This is a genomic window from Halocynthiibacter styelae (genome assembly GCF_016123485.1).
Taxonomy (GTDB): domain Bacteria; phylum Pseudomonadota; class Alphaproteobacteria; order Rhodobacterales; family Rhodobacteraceae; genus Halocynthiibacter; species Halocynthiibacter styelae.
In genome coordinates this window covers 115,205-132,804 of sequence record NZ_JADCKQ010000002.1, presented here as the reverse complement: position 1 = coordinate 132,804, position 17,600 = coordinate 115,205, and the positions used below count along the sequence as shown (strand labels likewise).

Genomic DNA, 17,600 nt, shown 5'->3' with positions numbered 1-17,600 from the left:
CTCTGTCGGAATTAACGACCCTTGCCGGACTGAAAAGGCACAATTTTCCCGCCGTTTTCAGATCAATGAAAGTGATATATTATGAAGAATACGTTGTTTGCATCACTCGTCGTCGCACATCTTCTGGCGGGAGGCATGGGATTGGCGGAAACATCCTTCATGCAGGTCACAGGTGTGCCTCAGGGTGATACCCTGAATGTACGCACAGGGCCCGGATCCCGCTTCCCAGATATAGGTGATATTCAACCCGGTCAGGTTCTGGTGATACTTGGCTATGATGAAACCGGACGTTGGGCGCAGGTGCGTTATCAGGGGCAGCTTGCATTTGTTTCCTCCCGATACTTGCGATCCCCCAGCCGGGCGGATGGCAGTTCAGTTACGACAGGCCCCCATGAAGTGACCGGCATCAAAGCTGGCGACCCGGATGGCGGCCTGGTTGTGCGCGATGGACCAGGATCCAACCACGCAAACATTGGTGTTCTTTCCAATCGCACCCAGGTGCATGTAATTCAGCGCAGTAGTGATGGGGCATGGGCAATGATTTCCGCCGGCACCGGTGTGGGCTGGGTCAGTGCGGCCTATCTGAACAGCTTACAGGCGACAGGCACACCAACACCTGAGCCGATGCCATCCCCCACACCGCAGACGGCCCCTGATGGCGGCAGCTTGCCAGCGATGTTCATCGTCAGCGGCGTGGCCGCGGACGACAGCCTGAACTTTCGGGATGCGCCCGGCACATCAGGCAACATCATCGGCCACTTTGCCCCTGGCGTGGATGTGCAGGTTTTAGGCATGGCAAGCGGCAATTGGGCCTATGTCACGGATGGAGAAACTGCAGGTTACGTAAACATCCGCTACCTCACACGAAATGGCGGAAGCTCTGGCTCCGGCGCTGCCCCTGTGACCCTGGCGAACGGGTTTGTTCTTGGCATCCTTTGTCGTGGCACGGAACCTTACTGGACCTTTGAGATAGCCGATGACCGCACCACAACCTATACTTCGCTGATTGGCGGCCCGGGGCCACAAAGCTCGCTGGTGCAAACAACCCCGTCTTCACTGACGGGCAGCTATCCGTTCAACTTTTCGGCGCCACCCTATTCGGGGCTGATTAAAACGCAGCAATGCTCGGATGGGATGTCAGATGTTAGCTATACGATGTCTGTTTCTCTGAATACCCCGGGGCAATCCGGCGGCACTCAAACGTTAAATGGGTGCTGTAACGTTTGGCCGTGAAGTCAATTGCAGTTCAGTTTTGCCTCAAAATCAACTTATTTAATTGGTTAACCCAAGGTCAATACAAGTGAACTTAGGGGAGAAGTTGATGTTTGTATCTAAAGCCAGTGGGTTTGCTGCGGCTGCAGTCATCGTTTGCACTTTGAATGCCGCGAACGCTCAGGATAACTATGTTTATGGGGGGCTGTCATTTGTCAGTTCCGGGCCGGGCTACACGTATACTGCAGGAGGGCCCGGGTTCGGAGGATTCCCTGTTGAAGTGAGCTTGACAGATAATGTGCCATTCATTGGGTATGGACGTGTCCTGCGCCGAAACGGGAATTTCAGTCTTGCCGTCGAAGCAGATGTAATGGCGGGTGGCGCAGCTTCAGGGCGTCAAGAGCTTGGTGCTCCACCCTGTATTACCCCTGGCCAAGCTTGTACTCTGGAAATCGACAATATGGTTTCGGTGCGTTTTGTCTATGCTGAGGAAATTGGGGCCTGGAAACCATTTGCAACCTGGGGGCTGGCAGCTGCAAGCGTTTCGGGGAGCGCCGATACAGGTGCTTGCGCAGGTCCATGCGACTTTGATGAAACACTTTTTGGATTCAGCCTGGGGCTGGGCACAGGCTATCGTATCAATGAAAAATGGTCTGCCCGTGCAGAAGTTCTGTACTCAGAGTTTAATGCGCCAGAGTTCACAAACCCGGTGAATGTGACTTCAACCGGGGTTGATGCAGTGCAGCTTCGCTTTGGTGCTTCCTATACGTTCTGATCCGAATGAAGATCTGAAACAGAAACGGGCGCCGCTGGCGCCCGTTTCTAATTTGGGGAAACCTGTTTTCAGGCTTTTTCCAGCTCAAAGCTGTCATGCAGGGCCTGAACAGCCAGTTCCATGTATTTTCGGTCAATCAGCACAGAGACTTTGATCTCGGATGTGGTGATAACCTTGATGTTGATGCCTTCATCCTGAAGCGCTTTGAACATCTGCGCCGCAACCCCGGCGTGGGACCGCATGCCAATGCCAACGATAGAAATTTTGGCAACATCGGTATCCGCCACCAGATCATGGTAGTTGATGTCGCCTGCATCTTTTGACGCTTGCATGGCAGCTTCTGCGCGGGCAACCTGATCGGTCGGGCAGGAGAAGGTCATATCCGTGCGACCATCTTCAGAAATGTTCTGCACGATCATATCGACGTTGACGCCGGCTTCAGATAGCGGGCCGAAGATCGCGGCTGCAATGCCTGGCCGGTCCGCAACGGACACCAGGGTGACTTTGGCTTCATCGCGGGAATAGGCCACACCGGCCACTACATTAGATTCCATGATATCCTCCTCGGCGCAGACAAGCGTGCCGGAATTTTCGTCATTTTCTTCAAAACTGGACAGCACCCGCAGACGCACACCAAAGCGCATCGCCAGTTCAACAGACCGGGTTTGTAGAACTTTCGCACCCAGAGATGCCAGTTCAAGCATTTCCTCGAACGCGATTTTGTCCAGTTTGCGGGCTTTGTTCGAAATACGCGGATCGGTGGTGTAAACCCCGTCGACGTCGGTGTAGATGTCGCAACGCTCTGCCTCAAAGGCGGCTGCGAAAGCCACAGCTGTGGTATCAGACCCGCCACGGCCCAATGTGGTGATGCGGCCTTCAGGCGAGATGCCCTGAAAGCCTGCAACCACAGCAACCCGCATACCTTCGCCGAACTTCGCGTTCATATTGTCGGTTGGGATTTCCTCGATCCGGGCATTTGCATGCGCAGACGTGGTTTTCAGCGGCACCTGCCAGCCTTGCCAGCTGCGTGCGGGAATATCCATTTCCTGCAAGGTCAGGGCCATCAGGCCTGCGGTGACATTCTCACCGGAGCTGACCACAGCGTCATATTCACGTGCATCATACAGCGGCGAGGTTTCATTAACCCAGCCCACCAGTTCATTGGTCTTGCCTGACATTGCCGAGACAATCACAATAACATCATAGCCTTTGGCGACTTCCACGCCGATCCTCTTGGCCGCACGTTTAATGCGATCAAGCGAACCAACCGAGGTGCCCCCGAATTTCATCACCAGAAGCGGCATGGTTTTTCCTTTACCCAGCGCCAATAAATCCAGCGTTTCATAGGGGTTTCAGAAGGGCACCGCAAGAGCTGCGCAGATAACAACCTGTGACTGCCTGAAAATTGTGCAGCCGGAAACTTTGAAAGTTTCCGGTCCGTTTTCTTTCAAAGAAAACGGGGTCTCACTTCCGGGGAAGATCCAGAAGAGCCGTCAGACAGTCTTTCTGTTCTGATGCGTGTCGCATTTCCTGATCAATGGCCTGCCGATACACAGGCCAGATTTTGCCCCTCAGCGCTTTGCCCTGATCAGTGATATGCAGAACAAGGCCCCGTCCGTCCGTTTTATCTTTCCGGCGTATAATCAGCCCTTCTTTTTCAAGTCGCATCGCCAGGCGGGAAAAACCGGATTGTTCAAACAGCAGGGCTTCCTGCATCTGATAGGGGCGCACCCCATCCGGCGCGCATTCCAGCGCCCAGAGCACATCATACCAGTCCAGCCGGGGCATCCCGGCGTCCTGCAACGCCCGTTCGATATTGCGATGCGCGCGCGCATGTATCTGGTTCAGTGCGATCCAGGCCGCTTCTCTGGTTTCAAAATCAGTCATCTCACACAGTTGTTACCTTGTCGGGCTGGATTTGGGAATCCTGATCTGCAATATGGATGCAAATGCATCTATATGTGAGGGATAAGATGATGAAGACACTGATGACTTCAGCGGCGCTGCTGATGGCCGCGTCTGGCGCAATCGCGGAAACATATGTACTGGACCCGACACATACCGAAGTGCGTTTCTACTGGAACCATGCGGGGCTGACAGAACAGCACGGCGAATGGCTGGGCATTTCTGGTACAATTGAGTTTGATGCAGAAAACGTAACCGCAACCTCTGCCGATATCGCCATTGATCCGGCCAGCATTCATACCGGTGTTGTGGCCCTTGATGATGAACTGAAGGGCGAAATGTTCTTCAACGCAGAAGCCTACCCTGAGATCCGCTTCACCTCTACGTCCGCGGTACAGACAGGTGCTGAAACCATGCGTCTGATCGGGGATCTGACCGTTAAGGACAACACGCATTCTGCGGTGCTGGATGTGAATATGAAGTTCATGGGCAGCCACCCGCTGGGCGGCTATTTTGATTTTTATCAGGGTGAGTGGATTGGCGTCGAAGCCACATCATCCCTGCTGCGCAGCGAATATGGCGTCGGGTTGTACGCACCTCTGACCAGTGATGTTGTGCGCCTGGAAATCTCCGCCGAAATGCGCGCAGGCGGCTGGCCGGCCGAATAAATCCGGCCCTGAAGGCAGCTGTCAGACCAGCTGAGAGACAAGCGGACGGTTGTTTTTGGCCGTCCGCGACACGAATTGCTTCTGCCGCTTTCCGTCTGGGATAATCCGCGCCGCCGGGCGGGAGGTTTTGCCCCCCATGAGTTCCGGGAAGAGGATGGAAATCTCTTCAACAGAGGCGTGTGGCAGGGTTTTCATCGCCTCAGTGCCCGTATGCAGGCTTTCTGTCGGGGTGCCTTCTGCATAGACGATTTCGTGCTGTTCAAAAAGCATGTGGAAATAGGTCACAGGACCGCCCACCGGGGCAACATCAATGCCAGGCAGTTCCGTCAGTTTGATGGCTGCGATTAATACTTCTTCTGCGCCGAACATGCGTTCGGAAATGCGTGACACCGCCAGCATCCTGTGCTGACGGGAGACCTGCAGATCCCGCACGGGCAGATCCCGCGCCAGGGCGCCTGCCTTGATGCGCACGGGCCGAAGCTTTTCATTCCGCCGCAGCATAGCGGGGGTGATCTCTTTCGTCCCAATCCAGCGCAAAGGCTGAAAACCCCGGTCCCGGGTCATGATCAGATCACCGGGTTTCAGATTTTCAATGGCGATCTGGCCGTTTCGGGTTGCGATCAATGTGCCTGCTGTAAAGCAGACCACATTCTGAACCTCGGCGGTGTTCAGAAACAGCCACCCGTGCTGCTGATCCGGATCGAAGTTCGTCAATGTAATCTGATCAAATGGCCCGGCGACAGTGACGGTCTGCGTAATGTTGGTATCAAACGGCGCCTCATAAACCGCAGTTGTACCACTGGTTCCGGAACTCAGGGTGGTGACAACCGGTGTGCCGTTCAAGGTCGATTCCACAACCATCTGGTCATTGAAGCCGCCCTGAAAGCCGTTGGAGTTCACATCACCAACCGTGAATGTCAGGTTTTCAACCGGGTTGGAAAACGTCAGAGTGAAGGAATCCGCATCTGTATCAACTGCGTTATCGGTCTGGACATCTCCTGAACCGTTCACAAAAAAATCGCTGGTAAAGGTCGCGGTGATTGTAACGCTTTGTCCGTCATCATCCACGACTGTCTGCGAACCATTTGCCAGCAGAATTGCGAAGTCGATCGTAGCCATTTCCGTATCCTTTTGCGCGGTCGAAGAGGGAACTTGCTAAGTCACGCAGGCTGACAGGCGTTGAGAGACACCGCTTAAAAACGGTAAAATGCGCACAGGCCAGACTGAACTTTTGAAAGGAAGACGTATTTACAGAAAACAGGGCCTGATTGACCCCGCAACTGTGGTTAAATTGTGGCGCTGTGATGGTTTGTTTTCGATATCACATTGATCTTAAATGCTTAAAGGTGGATTGAGTCCGATTTAAATCCACCTATGGATGTGTTTTAGGTAGGCGAAGGCGATACATCACAAAGCGTGGGGGGCGCCATCAAACGCCAGAAATTCACCACTGCGGGACATATCCAGGCGATCAAAGTGACCGATCAGCTGGCTGGCCGAAGCTTCGGGCGTCACATGACCAGCCTCGCCACCCATATCTGTCTGCACCCAGCCCGGATGGTAGACGCCAACAGCGATGCCTTCTTCGCGCAGATCATGAGCCAGATTAAATGCCAGATTGATCACAGCCGCCTTGGAGGCCCGGTAAATATAGCTGCCGCCCTGGGCTTTGTCGCGCGTGCCCATTTGTGACCCAATGATGGCAATGCGTGCCTTGTCGGACCGGCGCAGGGCAGGCAGGCAGGCCTCAATTGTTTTGTAGGCGCCGGTGACATTGGCGGCGAAAGTCTGCGCCCAGATGTCAGACGGCAGATCATCCCCGATATAGCGGCCCTTGTCCTGGTACACCCCTGCATTGCAGATCAGCAGATCAAGCGCCTGAGTTCCGAGTGACTGCGAAAGATCCTGTAGTGAGGTATCCGAGGTCACATCCACAGAAAGCATATCGCGCCCCTCTGCACCGCGGGTTGTGCCGATGACACGCTGATTTCTCGCCTGATACTGATGCATCATTTCTGCGCCAATGCCGCGATTGGCGCCTGTGATCAGAACTGTCATCATATCTCTCCCGCTTTTGCGGCAGATTAGTTGGTTTTGCGTGTGGGGGTAAAGGGCAAAGGCAGAACCGGCACGCCGTCTTCGATCAGGGATTTTGCCTCTTCGGGTTTCGCTTCGCCCCAGATCGGGCGGTTGTCAATTTCACCGTCATGCATGGCGCGGGCTTCTTCCGCGAAACTCATTCCGACATATTCGGAATTTTTCTCGACTTCGGCTTTCATGCGGGTGATGGCAGCTTCCGCTTCGCTTTGTGGTGTGCTGAGCGGGGCTTCGGGCGCAGGCGCGGTTTCCGCGGGTACAGATGCAGGTTCCACCGGGGCCGCCGCTTTTTTCCGTGCGGTTGTGACCTGCGGCGCCATCAGAGATTTTGCGACTTTTACGCTGCCACAGTCAGGGCAGGCATTCATACCCGCAGCCTGAAGCTTGTCAAAAGCATCAGCAGACTGAAACCAGCTGTCAAAGCTGTGATCATTTTCACATTTCAACGTGTAACGGATCATCGGGTCTTCCTGTTCTTATTCTTTAGATAAGAGCCCGGGCCGGAAATGACAATGCCGCAGGGCAGGGACGCGCGCTTACAGAATGGTTTTGGGATCAAAATTACGGATGATCTGCGCCAGTTCAGGTTCGTCAATCAGGCTTGCGGCTTTCTTTGGGGTGAACCATTCCCGGCTGCGTTCATCCGCCTCGGGATAGTCATCCAGCAGCTCTTTCACCTTCATCGGAAAGATCGCAACGATACAGGGGATCAGTTCATCACCGGGGGCTTCGCGCATGGTGGAATAAAGGCCAAGACAGGTCTCATAGACTTTGCCCTTTACGCCGGCTTCTTCAAACGCCTCAGTCGCAGAGGCTTCTGCCGGGGTTTTCTCATCCATCGGCCAGCCCTTGGGGATCACCCAGCGCCCGACGCCACGGGAGGAAATCAGCAGAACCTGCAGCTTGTCATTATGGTACCGATAGCAAAGCGCACCAAACTGCGTTCGTACGGAACGTTTGCCGCCATCGGCCAGCTTAATCGGTTGTTGCTTCGTTGCTATCATCGTTACGTATTACTTGCCTGTCAGCGGGCAGTTTCTGCGCAATATATTGCAATTGGCTTACGCTGCCGCTTTTTTCCTGTTCGCATTGCTCTTGTCAGAGCAGGCCACCGCTTACTTCGCCTGGTCATATTTTACAACCACAATATATTGTGTAGCTGCTTTGGCCAAGCCTCAACTTACCCCTGAAATAAGTGATCTTCAGGGGATTTCCAGGGGGAAGGGGAACGGATTTTTCCCGAAATGCGGGAAATAAGGCAATTTCTGGCGCTGCAACCCCCGCGTTATATGCGGTTTTTTGCGGCGTGGTTTATGCCGGAAAAGTGATGACACAGCTGTCGAACTACCAGGGAAGCGGGGCAGACATAGTGGATAAAACTTAGGGCTACCCAAAACCCAGGGGGCTGCCTATAGTGCCTGCAACAGAGAGACAAAGGCAGGGGGATGCAATGCGCTGCCCATATTGCGGAAATGTAGATACGCAGGTGAAAGATTCACGCCCGGCGGAAGATCACGTTGCCATTCGCCGGCGTCGGTTCTGCCCGTCCTGTGGGGGTCGTTTCACCACCTATGAACGGGTGCAGCTGCGCGATTTGGTTGTGATCAAAAGCAACGGGAAACGCGAGGATTTCGACCGGGATAAGCTGGAACGTTCCATCCGTATTTCCATGCAGAAACGCCCGATTGAACCGGAACGCATTGATCAGATGATTTCCGGCATCGTGCGGCGTCTGGAAAGCATGGGGGATACGGATATCCCGTCCCGCCAGATTGGCGAGATCACCATGGAAGCGCTCGCCCGGATTGATACCGTGGCCTATGTGCGTTTCGCCAGCGTCTATAAAAACTTCCAGGCCGCGGATGATTTTGACAAATTTGTCAGCGAATTGCGCCCGGATGTACTGGACAACGACTAATTCCTGACCGGCCGGAAGATGGGGGCTGCTATGACGCAAGATGATCTGCGCCATATGAATCATGCGCTGATGCTGGCGCGGCGTGGGCTGGGGCGTGTCTGGCCTAATCCTTCCGTTGGCTGTGTCATTGTGAAAGACGGCCTTGTTGTCGGGCGCGGGCATACAGCACCTGGCGGGCGGCCCCATGGTGAACCCCAGGCGCTTGCCATGGCCGGTGATGCCGCGCGTGGCGCAACAGTCTATGTCACCCTGGAACCCTGTTCCCATTTCGGAAAAACCCCGCCCTGTGCGCAGGCACTGATTGATGCCGGTGTCGCGCGTGTTGTGTCAGCCCTGACAGATGACGACCCCCGCGTTGCCGGTGGCGGGCATCAGATGCTGCGGGACGCCGGGATCACGGTTGATACCGGGCTTTGCGCAGATGAGGCGCAGCAAATCAATGAAGGTTTCTTTAACCGCGTGAACCAGGGTCGTCCGATGCTGACGCTGAAGCTTGCGTCCAGTTTTGACGGGCGTATTGCCATGGCCAGCGGCGAAAGCCAGTGGATCACCGGTCCCGAGGCGCGCCGCAATGTGCATATGGAACGCGCCTGTCATGACGCGGTGCTTGTCGGGGCAGGGACTGCGCGGGCGGATGATCCATCCCTGAACGTGCGCGGGCTTGGTATCACCCATCAGCCGGTACGGGTGATTGCCGCGCGGATGCTTGATATTCCCCTGACTGGAAAACTGGCGCAGACCGCGCGCGATATTCCGGTCTGGCTGTTGCACGGGGCTTCGGCCCTGCCAGAGCGGCGGGAGGCCTGGGGGGCCTGCGGCGCAAAACTGTTTGAGGTGGATGAAATCAACGGCACGCTTTGCCCGCAATCCATGATGCAGGCGCTGGGTAGCGCGGGGCTGACGCGGGTGTATTGCGAAGGGGGCGGCAGTCTGGCGGCGGCGATGCTGCGGGCGGATCTTGCGGATCATGTGTCGGGCTATACGGCGGGTGTGATGCTGGGGGCGGAAGGGCTGGCGTCTCTTGCGCCGATGGGGTTCGAACATCTGGCAGACACGCCCCGTTTTGATCTGCGCGATGTGCGCAGGCTGGGCGCGGATATTCTGCACCGCTGGCAGCGGAAATAAATCAGCGCCGCCAGATCCAGCTGTAACCGGCAAACCAGCCCTGAAGTTTCGCAACCATGCGATTGTGGCGTGACGGCGCGGGAATATCACCGGAAACCAGGCGCTCTACCACGACCTCTGCCGGTACAGGACGGCCGGATTTCGGATCAAAGTAGCGCGGATAGTCAATCAGGGCCGCATGGGCCAGGGCGGGCAGCGTCGGATAGCAATCGCGCCGGGCAGGTGTGTCTGACATATCCTTCGTCAGCCCCCAGCCTGCATAAAAAGGCGCGCCAAAACAGGTGACTTTCCTGCCGCGCAACAGGGCTTCGAACCCCATAAGCGAGGTCATGGTTGATACCACATCCACGTGATCCAGCAGCGCCATCGCGTCAGCATCTTCCATCACGTGATCAACCCAGGTCAGGGCCTCTTCCGCGCTGATCCCGCCTTTGCGCAGACCTGCTTCGCAATCCGGGTGGGGTTTGTAGAGGATCACCGCATCGGGATAAAGCGCGCGGGTGGCTTCCAGCAGGGCGCGGTTTGTGGTGACATCCGTTGTGCCCAGCCGGATTGACGCATCATCTTCAACCTGACCTGGCACCAGGACAAGTTTGCGGCCTTCGGGAATGTCCGGCAGTGCGGTTTCCTTGCTGAGGTTATATTTGCTCAGCCCGCCATCGGTGATCTTATGGATCAGCCGTTCAATCCGCGTGGTTTCCGCATCGCTTAGGCGCGGGCGGGCATGGATCAGGGTTTCAAGGCGGCACTCTCTGGTGGGGTCGTAATAGATCCCCAGATCATCTGCGACGAGCGACAGTGGCGGGATCAGATCGGCCCCAAGCCCACGCGACCGCAGAAACCCGTCTTCCACCCGGATCAGAGACGTATCCCCGGCGATATTGCGGATCTCTTCCTTTGCATAGCCCGCCCAGATCATCAGCTTACGATCCTGCTGCCGGGCCATGGTTGTGGCGCGTCGGGGGCGGTCATCAAACCTGACGGCTTTTTGTGCACCAAAGAACTTCTGCAGATGTCCGCGCTTCCAGCTGCGCATGGCCATGGCTGTATAGCCCTGCTGATCTTCGCGCCATTGCCGCACTTCAGCCTCAAGGGCGCCAATGGCGTCTTCAAGTTCACAAAGGCGATCATTGGCCGGATCATACCAGGTCGGATAAAGGATCATGACAGCGGCAAACAATTGCGCGCGGGTCAATTCACGCTGGCGACGGTCCAGGGGATGTTCGTCATCGGTCAGCCCCCACCCCGCGTAACAGGGCTGGCCAAAAACCCGGGGTTTGTGGCCGGTGAAGATCGCCTCAAACCCAAGGGTGGAGGACACCGTATAAACCGCATTGGCCCCTTCCAGCAGGGCGTGAGGCGAAACCGGATCGGTGAACAGGCGAACCTGATCGTTTTCGTCCTGCGGGCCGAAGTAACCTTCACGATAGCCTGCCCCGGTTTCCGGGTGGCTTTTGATCAGGATGGGCGTGTTTGGATGTTCCAGCCGGGCAGTGGTCAGCATTTCCTTAAAGCTATTTGAGTCCGCCCCGCTATAGGTAACAGAAGCATCACCACGGGTCTGATCCAGCACCAGCACATAACCGGGATCGGGCAGGGGGGCTGCGGGATCAAAGTTATTGTATTTCGACAGATGCGCCTTGCGGATGCGTTCCATTGCGCCACGGGCGCGGTTCAGAATGGCGGCGTCGTCCAGCGGGTGGTGCTTCAGGATCTCTTCCAGATCACTGGGGGCAGAGCTGTCAAAATGCACACCTTTTTCATCCAGCAGCAGCCCTATGGGTTCACTTCCGCTGCGTCCGGGCAGAACAGACCGCAGAAAGGCATCTTCGACCCGCAGAACCGGGCTGTCAAAATGCTGTGCGACTTTTTCCCCGCGTGGTGAAGTCGGGCTTTTGCCCCAGACGCCCACCAGATCACCTGCGCCAGGTGTGCCGATCTTAATGTCATAGCCTGCCAGCGACAGAATGCGCCGGATGCGCCCCTGTGTCAGGAAGCCACCATTGTAGACGTAAAGACGCCGGGCCTCTTCAGACCCGGCGTTTGTATCTTTTGCAGCGTAACGCGCCTCAGGCATGCATCAGTTCACGACGCTGTTGATCGCATCTGCGGACGAAAGTGAACCGGTCAGAGCACCAATGGTTTTGTTCCACTGAACAAATGGCGCTTCGGTCACATAAATCGTGTCTTCATCGCGGATCATGAAATCCCTTGCCAGGAAGACGCCGTTGGGCTGTGTCAGATCAAGCACATAGGCGACCCGTTGAGGGCCTTGCAGATCGGTGCGGTTCAGAACGGCATTGGTGGCCTGGGCGGTTTCATCCCGGAAAACAAAAATGCCGGTAGGATCTGCGATGTTGCTTGAGAGCCCGCCAACCTGGGCAATGGCTTCAATTGCGCTCAGGTCCTGGGATTCAAAGGCGACGCGGTTTTGTGCGCCGGTCGCACCGAGGGCGGTAAAGGACCGTGTGTCTGCTTCAATAAGCACGCGGTCGTTGGCACGCAATGCAATATCAAGGGCAGGGTTTGAATAAAGATCTTCCAGCCAGATTGTGCCGCTCTGCGCGCCACGCAACACGCGGATTTTTGTGATTTCAGGTTCAATCTGAATGCCGCCGGCCTGGGCGATCATCGCTGCCAGAGTTCGCGTGGGGCGTTCGATCGGATAAACGCCCTGCGCGCCGACGCCACCAACGATAGATACGGTTGCCCCATCACCGGCCAGGCGTGTGACCATAACCTGGGGGTCAGGTGTCTGTTCATCCAGCTTTTCTGTAATAATCCGGCGCAATGCGTCTGGTGTATTGCCCGAAGCACGGACACGGCCCGCATAGGGCACAAATATCATACCGGCCCCATCAACCTGAACCTGATCCAGGACAGAAGGTACGCCGCGAGTCCCCAAAACGCCGGTTTCGACGTTTTCCCAGATGGTCAGGCCAAGGGTGTCACCAGGGCGGATGGTGTCAGAGCCAACTTCGCCAGCGTTCAGGAACGCGGATGAGAACCCACCGGTGGGGGCACGCGCGATCTGTTGCGCGGTCTGATGGTCAACCGGGACAACAAAAGAGTTGCCAAAGGTTTCATCGGCACCAGCGTTGATTTCCTGTTTGTTCGGACCGGAACGCGGCAGGCCGCAACCGGCCAGCGAAAGAACAGCTGCCGTCAACACCAGAGGTTTCACCCAGCGGGAGGTCAAATAAAACAATACTGCGCCCTCTTTAAAACTTATCGGATGAAGTTTTTTTCATCACTTTCTTTTGGTAGACCGTAGCGAAGCCGGCGCAAGAAATCCAGATTCGTTTACAGGTGCTTACCGGATGCTGTGCAACTGTTGCCTCGGGGCCGCGTTGCCTGAGATCAGCGCATCATAAGGATCCTGCGCTGAAAGCATCAGATCAACCACCTGTCGCAAGACCTGACGCCGTCCCCGTGCAGAGTAGAAGCCACCGGTGATTTGTGAAGTTTCCAGAAGAAAATGGCGATAATCACGATAGGCGCGGGTGTCTGGCCGTGTCGGATGCGTGAAGAATTCAGGCAGGGCCTGACGTGAGACAAACTCTGGTTTTGAATAGACAGCCTCACCGAAAACCTTCAGTGGTAACCCCCGCCAGAGCACCTGTTGTGCGGCGGTGGAATTGACGGTGATTGCACTTCTGGCGTGATTCAGAAGCTTGGCAAGTTTACCTCCACGGACATAGTGTACCCGATTCTCAACGCCATGTTCTTTGGCGATTCGGCGGATTTCGCGTCGTTGCGGAACTCGGCCGTCTTCCAGTGGATGGGCCTTGAACACCAGGTGGTGATGTTGCGGTGCTCCTTCTGCAAACCCTTTGATGGCGGTTTCAAGAAACTCGGTCATGCTGGTGAAAGGGCTGTGCATGCGGAAGCTTGAATCATGTTCCAGCTGCAAAAGCGCGAGATGGTAGGGGAACCCGCCGTATTTGATCCGGGCTGTTGCAATGATACGGTCAATCGCAAGTATGGGGGCAAGCATCAGTCGCTGAAAGTAGAGCCGGAATTCCTGCCAGACACTGATTTCGCGATGGGGACGGAACCCTTTGTACTTCCGGTTCCGCAGCATCACGTGCCAGTGGTACAAAGCGCCGTAAAACATGTGCTGACGCATATCACCCCAATGGGCCGGGGCTTCCGGCGCATCCATGTCGACGGTTTCAAGTGCTTTCTGCATAGCGGGGATGTCCAGATCCATCAGGCGGGAGTGGCCGTTTGAGCCGCCACGCTCATAGGTGATCCAATAGGGGCGCAGATAGCCTTCTTCAAAGATATGCACGCGCAGACCCAGGCTGCGCGCATGTTCTACCGCTGTCGCATGGATCTGACGGGTGTCCCCATAAAGGACGATGTCAGTGATCTGATGTTCTGTCAGCAGATTGTCGTAAAATGCGGGCCAGTCCTCGGGATTGCCGGTGTAGGGAATATAACCGGGGTTGCGAAACCACATGGCCTGGTCCCCGGCATTAAACCCCACACGCCAGACATCTGCCCCCGCCGCCCGCAGCATTTTCCCCAGGCGCGCAAAAAACGGCCCGTGAGGGCCCTGGAGAAACAGAAAGCGATGTCCGCCTGAATGGGATGCCGATGGTAAACTCATTAATGCCCGTACTTTCGCCGGTGCTGATCCGGCCAGTGTTTTACTTATACAATTTGTTTTCGTCCGGAATATGGCAGCCGGAAGATGCGTTGTCGCAACTTTAGCCTGAGCAGGGTAATTTGCGCAAGTCAGGGGCGCAGAGATAAACTCAGATCAGCGCGCCGGGTTTTTCTTGCACGGCTTTGCACAACAGGCTACCCCGACGACAAAGGCATCACGCAAGAGGGCGCATCATGTTTACCGGAATTATCACAGACATTGGCGAAGTGCTTGAAACCGAACAGCGCGGCGATCTGCGTGCACGTATTGGTACGTCTTATGACATTGAGGGCATTGATCTGGGCGCGTCCATCGCCTGTGACGGGGTCTGCCTGACGGTGATTGCGACGGGCATCAGCTCAAAGAACTGGTTTGATGTGGAAATTTCCGCCGAAAGCGTGAATCTCACGAATATCGGCCGCAATGCCTGGTTTGCCGGGCGTCGTCTGAACCTGGAACGCGCGCTGAAAGTCGGGGATGAACTGGGCGGGCATATTGTCTCAGGCCATGTAGACGGCGTGGCTGAACTGGTTGAGCTGCGTGACGAAGGTGACAGCACCCGCATGACCTTCCGCGCCCCGGAAGACCTGGCACGCTTTATTGCGCCAAAAGGCTCTGTGGCGCTGAACGGCACATCACTGACCGTGAATGAGGTTGACGGCTGCACCTTCGGCATCAATGTCATCCCACATACCAAAGAGGTGACCACCTGGGGCGATGTGAAAGAGGGCGATTTCATCAACCTCGAAATCGACACCATGGCCCGCTACGTCGCCCGCCTGCGGGAATTTGGCTGACACTGCGCCAGACACGGCGCGTGGCACGGGGTCTCCTTTCTGCGCGGTTTCGCGCCACTGCAGGCGAAGCCTGCCATGCCCAACAGGTTTCATTCGTCAGAATGTAAACCTGGCGGGAGCCACTCCTTTTGTATGGCGCAAATTCTCTTTCCCTTCTGGCCCATAAGGTGTATCCGGAGGCGTCCCGTCTGCCGGGGCGCATCACGAGAGTAGCTGCCATGACCACATCCCCCCTGAGCGAGGCTGAAATCGCCGCCGCCATCAGCCCGATTTCCGAGATCATCAAAGACGCGCGCGAAGGCCGCATGTTTATCCTTGTGGATCATGAGGACCGTGAAAACGAAGGCGATCTGGTGATTGCAGCCGAATTTGCCGATGACGCCGCGATCAATTTCATGGCCACCCACGGCCGCGGGCTGATCTGCCTGCCCATGACCGAAGCGCGTGTGGATGAGCTGGCTCTGCCGATGATGGCGGTAAACAATTCCTCCCGTCACGAAACCGCGTTCACTGTGTCGATTGAAGCACGTGAAGGCGTGTCTACCGGGATCTCCGCCGCGGACCGTGCCCTGACCATCGCTACCGCGATTAACCCCGACAACACTCAGGCGGATATCGCAACCCCTGGTCACGTCTTCCCGCTGCGCGCGCGCAATGGCGGTGTTCTGGTGCGGGCTGGCCATACAGAAGCTGCGGTGGATGTATCCCGTCTGGCAGGCCTGAACCCCTCTGGTGTGATCTGTGAGATCATGAATGATGACGGTACCATGGCCCGTCTGCCTGATCTTGTCTCCTATGCTGCGAAACATGACCTGAAGATCGGCACGATTTCTGACCTGATCGCCTGGCGTCAGCGCCACGATAACCTTGTGGATGAAACCCATAAAGAAACCGTCACCTCCGCCCATGGTGGTGACTGGGACATGCGCCTGTTCACCGATCAGCTGACCGGCACCGAACATGTGGCCCTGATCAAAGGTGACATCACCACCGATGCGCCGGTTCTGACCCGCGCCCATGCGATCAATCCGATGGAAGACGTCCTGGCGATTGGTTCTGGTGGTTCTGATAAGCTCGGCGAAGCGATGGAAATCATCGCCGCAGAGGGCCGTGGTCTTGTGGTTCTCTTCCGTGAACCGCGCCCGAAACTGATGCTTGACGACGATGATCACGCTCCGCGTACCATCAAACAGACCGGCATTGGTGCGCAGATCATGTCCAAGCTGGGTCTGCACAAGCTGGAACTGCTGACAAATTCACCGGATACAACATATCTTGGGCTTGAGGCCTGGGATCTTGAAATCACGGGCACCCGTCCGATCAATGAGGAGGCATAAGCATGGCTGGTCCATCCCATTACATCATGCCGCGTGCGGAATTTGATAAGCCGGTGAAACTGCTGATCGTGGTGTCACCTTATTACAAAGACATCGCTGACAATATGGTTGCCGGTGCGGTGGCTGAGATCGAAGCATCTGGCGGCACATATGAACTGGTGGAAGTGCCTGGTGCTCTGGAAATTCCGACCGCGATTTCAATCGCGGAACGTCAGGCGAATTTTGATGGTTACGTGGCGCTGGGCTGTGTTGTGCGCGGTGAAACCACCCATTACGAAACCGTCTGCAATGACTCATCCCGTGCGATCCAGCTGCTGGGTCTGCAGGGGGCCTGCATCGGCAATGGCATCCTGACCGTGGAAAACCGCCCCCAGGCAGAGGTGCGCGCAGATCCGAAAGATCAGAATAAAGGTGGCGGTGCAGCCGCTGCGGCCTTGCATTTGATCGCACTTTCGCGCAAATGGGGCACCCAGACGAAAGGCATCGGTTTTAAACCTGCCTCGGAAGAATTCCGCATCGCGTCTGCCAGCACTGACAACGGACCCGCAAAAGCATGACTGATACGCCTGAAACCAAACCGGAAGACGCGCCGAAACCCTCCGGCAACCAGCTGCGCAAAATGCGTTCCGCTTCCCGCTTTTTTGCGGTGCAGGCCCTGTATCAGATGGAAGTGTCTGACCAGAACGTGGAAGCTGTACGTCGCGAATTTGAAGAACACCGCTTTGGCGAGGACTTCGGCGAATATGATATGGCGGAAGGCGACACTGGCCTGTTCCGCAAGCTGATCGCCGATGCGGTTGATAATCAGGCGCAGGTCGACCAGCTGACCGATCGTGCGCTGGTGGCAAAATGGCCCCTGGGCCGTATCGACACAACCCTGCGTGCGCTGTTCCGGGCTGCTGCTGCGGAGCTGCTTTTTGGTATTGCGCCGCCAAAGGTTGTGATCACTGAATTTGTGGATGTGGCAAAAGCTTTCCACCCGGAAGGCCGCGAACCGAAGTTCGTGAATGCAGTGCTGGATCACATGGCACGTGAAGCAAAGCCAGAGGCGTTCTGAACGCCTCTTCGCTTCTCTATGGGCAGGTTCGCTGTTCATCTTTCCATAAATACTC

At 56.2% G+C, this 17,600-nt stretch carries 18 protein-coding genes; 9 read left to right on the top strand and 9 right to left on the bottom strand.

What is annotated here, in order from left to right; genetic code table 11:
* Positions 1-81 precede the first annotated feature (81 nt).
* Both H1D41_RS02895 and H1D41_RS02890 read left to right on the top strand, forming a co-directional pair.
* Positions 82-1,233, top strand: a complete 1,152-nt coding sequence (locus H1D41_RS02895) for an SH3 domain-containing protein (protein ID WP_228847501.1) — start codon at positions 82-84, stop codon at positions 1,231-1,233.
* Positions 1,234-1,300: 67 nt separating this feature from the next.
* Positions 1,301-1,987, top strand: coding sequence for an outer membrane beta-barrel protein (locus tag H1D41_RS02890; protein ID WP_228847500.1), 687 nt, complete (start codon positions 1,301-1,303; stop codon positions 1,985-1,987).
* Positions 1,988-2,055: 68 nt separating this feature from the next.
* Here H1D41_RS02890 and H1D41_RS02885 read toward each other — a convergent pair whose 3' ends face one another.
* Both H1D41_RS02885 and H1D41_RS02880 read right to left on the bottom strand, forming a co-directional pair.
* Entirely contained in the window at positions 2,056-3,291 is a 1,236-nt protein-coding gene (locus H1D41_RS02885; RefSeq protein WP_107497059.1) for an aspartate kinase, read from the bottom strand.
* Positions 3,292-3,451: 160 nt separating this feature from the next.
* Entirely contained in the window at positions 3,452-3,874 is a 423-nt protein-coding gene (locus tag H1D41_RS02880; protein ID WP_228847499.1) for a MarR family winged helix-turn-helix transcriptional regulator, read from the bottom strand.
* Positions 3,875-3,963: 89 nt separating this feature from the next.
* Here H1D41_RS02880 and H1D41_RS02875 point away from each other — a divergent pair, with 89 nt between their 5' ends.
* Entirely contained in the window at positions 3,964-4,560 is a 597-nt protein-coding gene (locus tag H1D41_RS02875; RefSeq protein WP_228847498.1) for a YceI family protein, read from the top strand.
* A gap of 21 nt (positions 4,561-4,581) precedes the next feature.
* Here H1D41_RS02875 and H1D41_RS02870 read toward each other — a convergent pair whose 3' ends face one another.
* The 4 genes from H1D41_RS02870 to H1D41_RS02855 all read right to left on the bottom strand — a co-directional run bounded on the left by H1D41_RS02870 (position 4,582) and on the right by H1D41_RS02855 (position 7,661).
* A complete protein-coding gene (locus tag H1D41_RS02870) occupies positions 4,582-5,679 on the bottom strand; it encodes a Hint domain-containing protein (protein WP_228847497.1) in 1,098 nt (365 codons plus the stop codon).
* Between the two features lie 288 nt (positions 5,680-5,967).
* Positions 5,968-6,618 carry an SDR family NAD(P)-dependent oxidoreductase gene (locus tag H1D41_RS02865; RefSeq protein WP_228847496.1) on the bottom strand — a complete coding sequence of 217 codons (651 nt, stop codon included), beginning with the start codon at positions 6,616-6,618 and terminating at the stop codon, positions 5,968-5,970.
* Between the two features lie 26 nt (positions 6,619-6,644).
* The gene (locus tag H1D41_RS02860; RefSeq protein WP_228847495.1) at positions 6,645-7,118 is read right to left on the bottom strand and encodes a DUF1178 family protein; all 474 of its coding nucleotides are present in this window, start codon (positions 7,116-7,118) and stop codon (positions 6,645-6,647) included.
* Positions 7,119-7,193: 75 nt separating this feature from the next.
* Positions 7,194-7,661 carry an NUDIX hydrolase gene (locus H1D41_RS02855; protein WP_228847494.1) on the bottom strand — a complete coding sequence of 156 codons (468 nt, stop codon included), beginning with the start codon at positions 7,659-7,661 and terminating at the stop codon, positions 7,194-7,196.
* Positions 7,662-8,107: 446 nt separating this feature from the next.
* Between H1D41_RS02855 and nrdR the strand changes: the two genes are divergently transcribed.
* Entirely contained in the window at positions 8,108-8,575 is a 468-nt protein-coding gene (gene nrdR, locus H1D41_RS02850; RefSeq protein WP_228847493.1) for a transcriptional regulator NrdR, read from the top strand.
* Between the two features lie 30 nt (positions 8,576-8,605).
* The gene (ribD, locus tag H1D41_RS02845) at positions 8,606-9,700 is read left to right on the top strand and encodes a bifunctional diaminohydroxyphosphoribosylaminopyrimidine deaminase/5-amino-6-(5-phosphoribosylamino)uracil reductase RibD (protein WP_228847492.1); all 1,095 of its coding nucleotides are present in this window, start codon (positions 8,606-8,608) and stop codon (positions 9,698-9,700) included.
* A gap of 1 nt (position 9,701) precedes the next feature.
* Here ribD and H1D41_RS02840 read toward each other — a convergent pair whose 3' ends face one another.
* From H1D41_RS02840 to H1D41_RS02830, 3 genes are all read right to left on the bottom strand, one after another.
* On the bottom strand, positions 9,702-11,777 hold the full coding sequence (locus H1D41_RS02840; protein ID WP_228847491.1) for a capsular polysaccharide biosynthesis protein: 2,076 nt from the start codon (positions 11,775-11,777) through the stop codon (positions 9,702-9,704).
* Positions 11,778-11,780: 3 nt separating this feature from the next.
* Positions 11,781-12,908, bottom strand: coding sequence for a polysaccharide biosynthesis/export family protein (locus H1D41_RS02835; RefSeq protein ID WP_228847490.1), 1,128 nt, complete (start codon positions 12,906-12,908; stop codon positions 11,781-11,783).
* A 105-nt stretch (positions 12,909-13,013) separates the two neighbouring features.
* On the bottom strand, positions 13,014-14,315 hold the full coding sequence (locus H1D41_RS02830; RefSeq protein WP_228847489.1) for a capsule biosynthesis protein: 1,302 nt from the start codon (positions 14,313-14,315) through the stop codon (positions 13,014-13,016).
* Positions 14,316-14,548: 233 nt separating this feature from the next.
* Between H1D41_RS02830 and H1D41_RS02825 the strand changes: the two genes are divergently transcribed.
* From H1D41_RS02825 to nusB, 4 genes are all read left to right on the top strand, one after another.
* The gene (locus H1D41_RS02825) at positions 14,549-15,151 is read left to right on the top strand and encodes a riboflavin synthase (protein ID WP_228847488.1); all 603 of its coding nucleotides are present in this window, start codon (positions 14,549-14,551) and stop codon (positions 15,149-15,151) included.
* Between the two features lie 218 nt (positions 15,152-15,369).
* Positions 15,370-16,488 (top strand): 3,4-dihydroxy-2-butanone-4-phosphate synthase, encoded by a 1,119-nt coding sequence (ribB, locus tag H1D41_RS02820; protein ID WP_228847487.1) that lies wholly within the window; start codon positions 15,370-15,372, stop codon positions 16,486-16,488.
* 2 nt (positions 16,489-16,490) lie between these two features.
* The gene (locus H1D41_RS02815) at positions 16,491-17,045 is read left to right on the top strand and encodes a 6,7-dimethyl-8-ribityllumazine synthase (protein WP_228847486.1); all 555 of its coding nucleotides are present in this window, start codon (positions 16,491-16,493) and stop codon (positions 17,043-17,045) included.
* Positions 17,042-17,545 carry a transcription antitermination factor NusB gene (gene nusB, locus H1D41_RS02810; RefSeq protein WP_228847485.1) on the top strand — a complete coding sequence of 168 codons (504 nt, stop codon included), beginning with the start codon at positions 17,042-17,044 and terminating at the stop codon, positions 17,543-17,545. The genes H1D41_RS02815 and nusB overlap by 4 nt, the downstream gene beginning before the upstream one ends.
* The last annotated feature ends 55 nt before the right edge of the window (positions 17,546-17,600 follow it).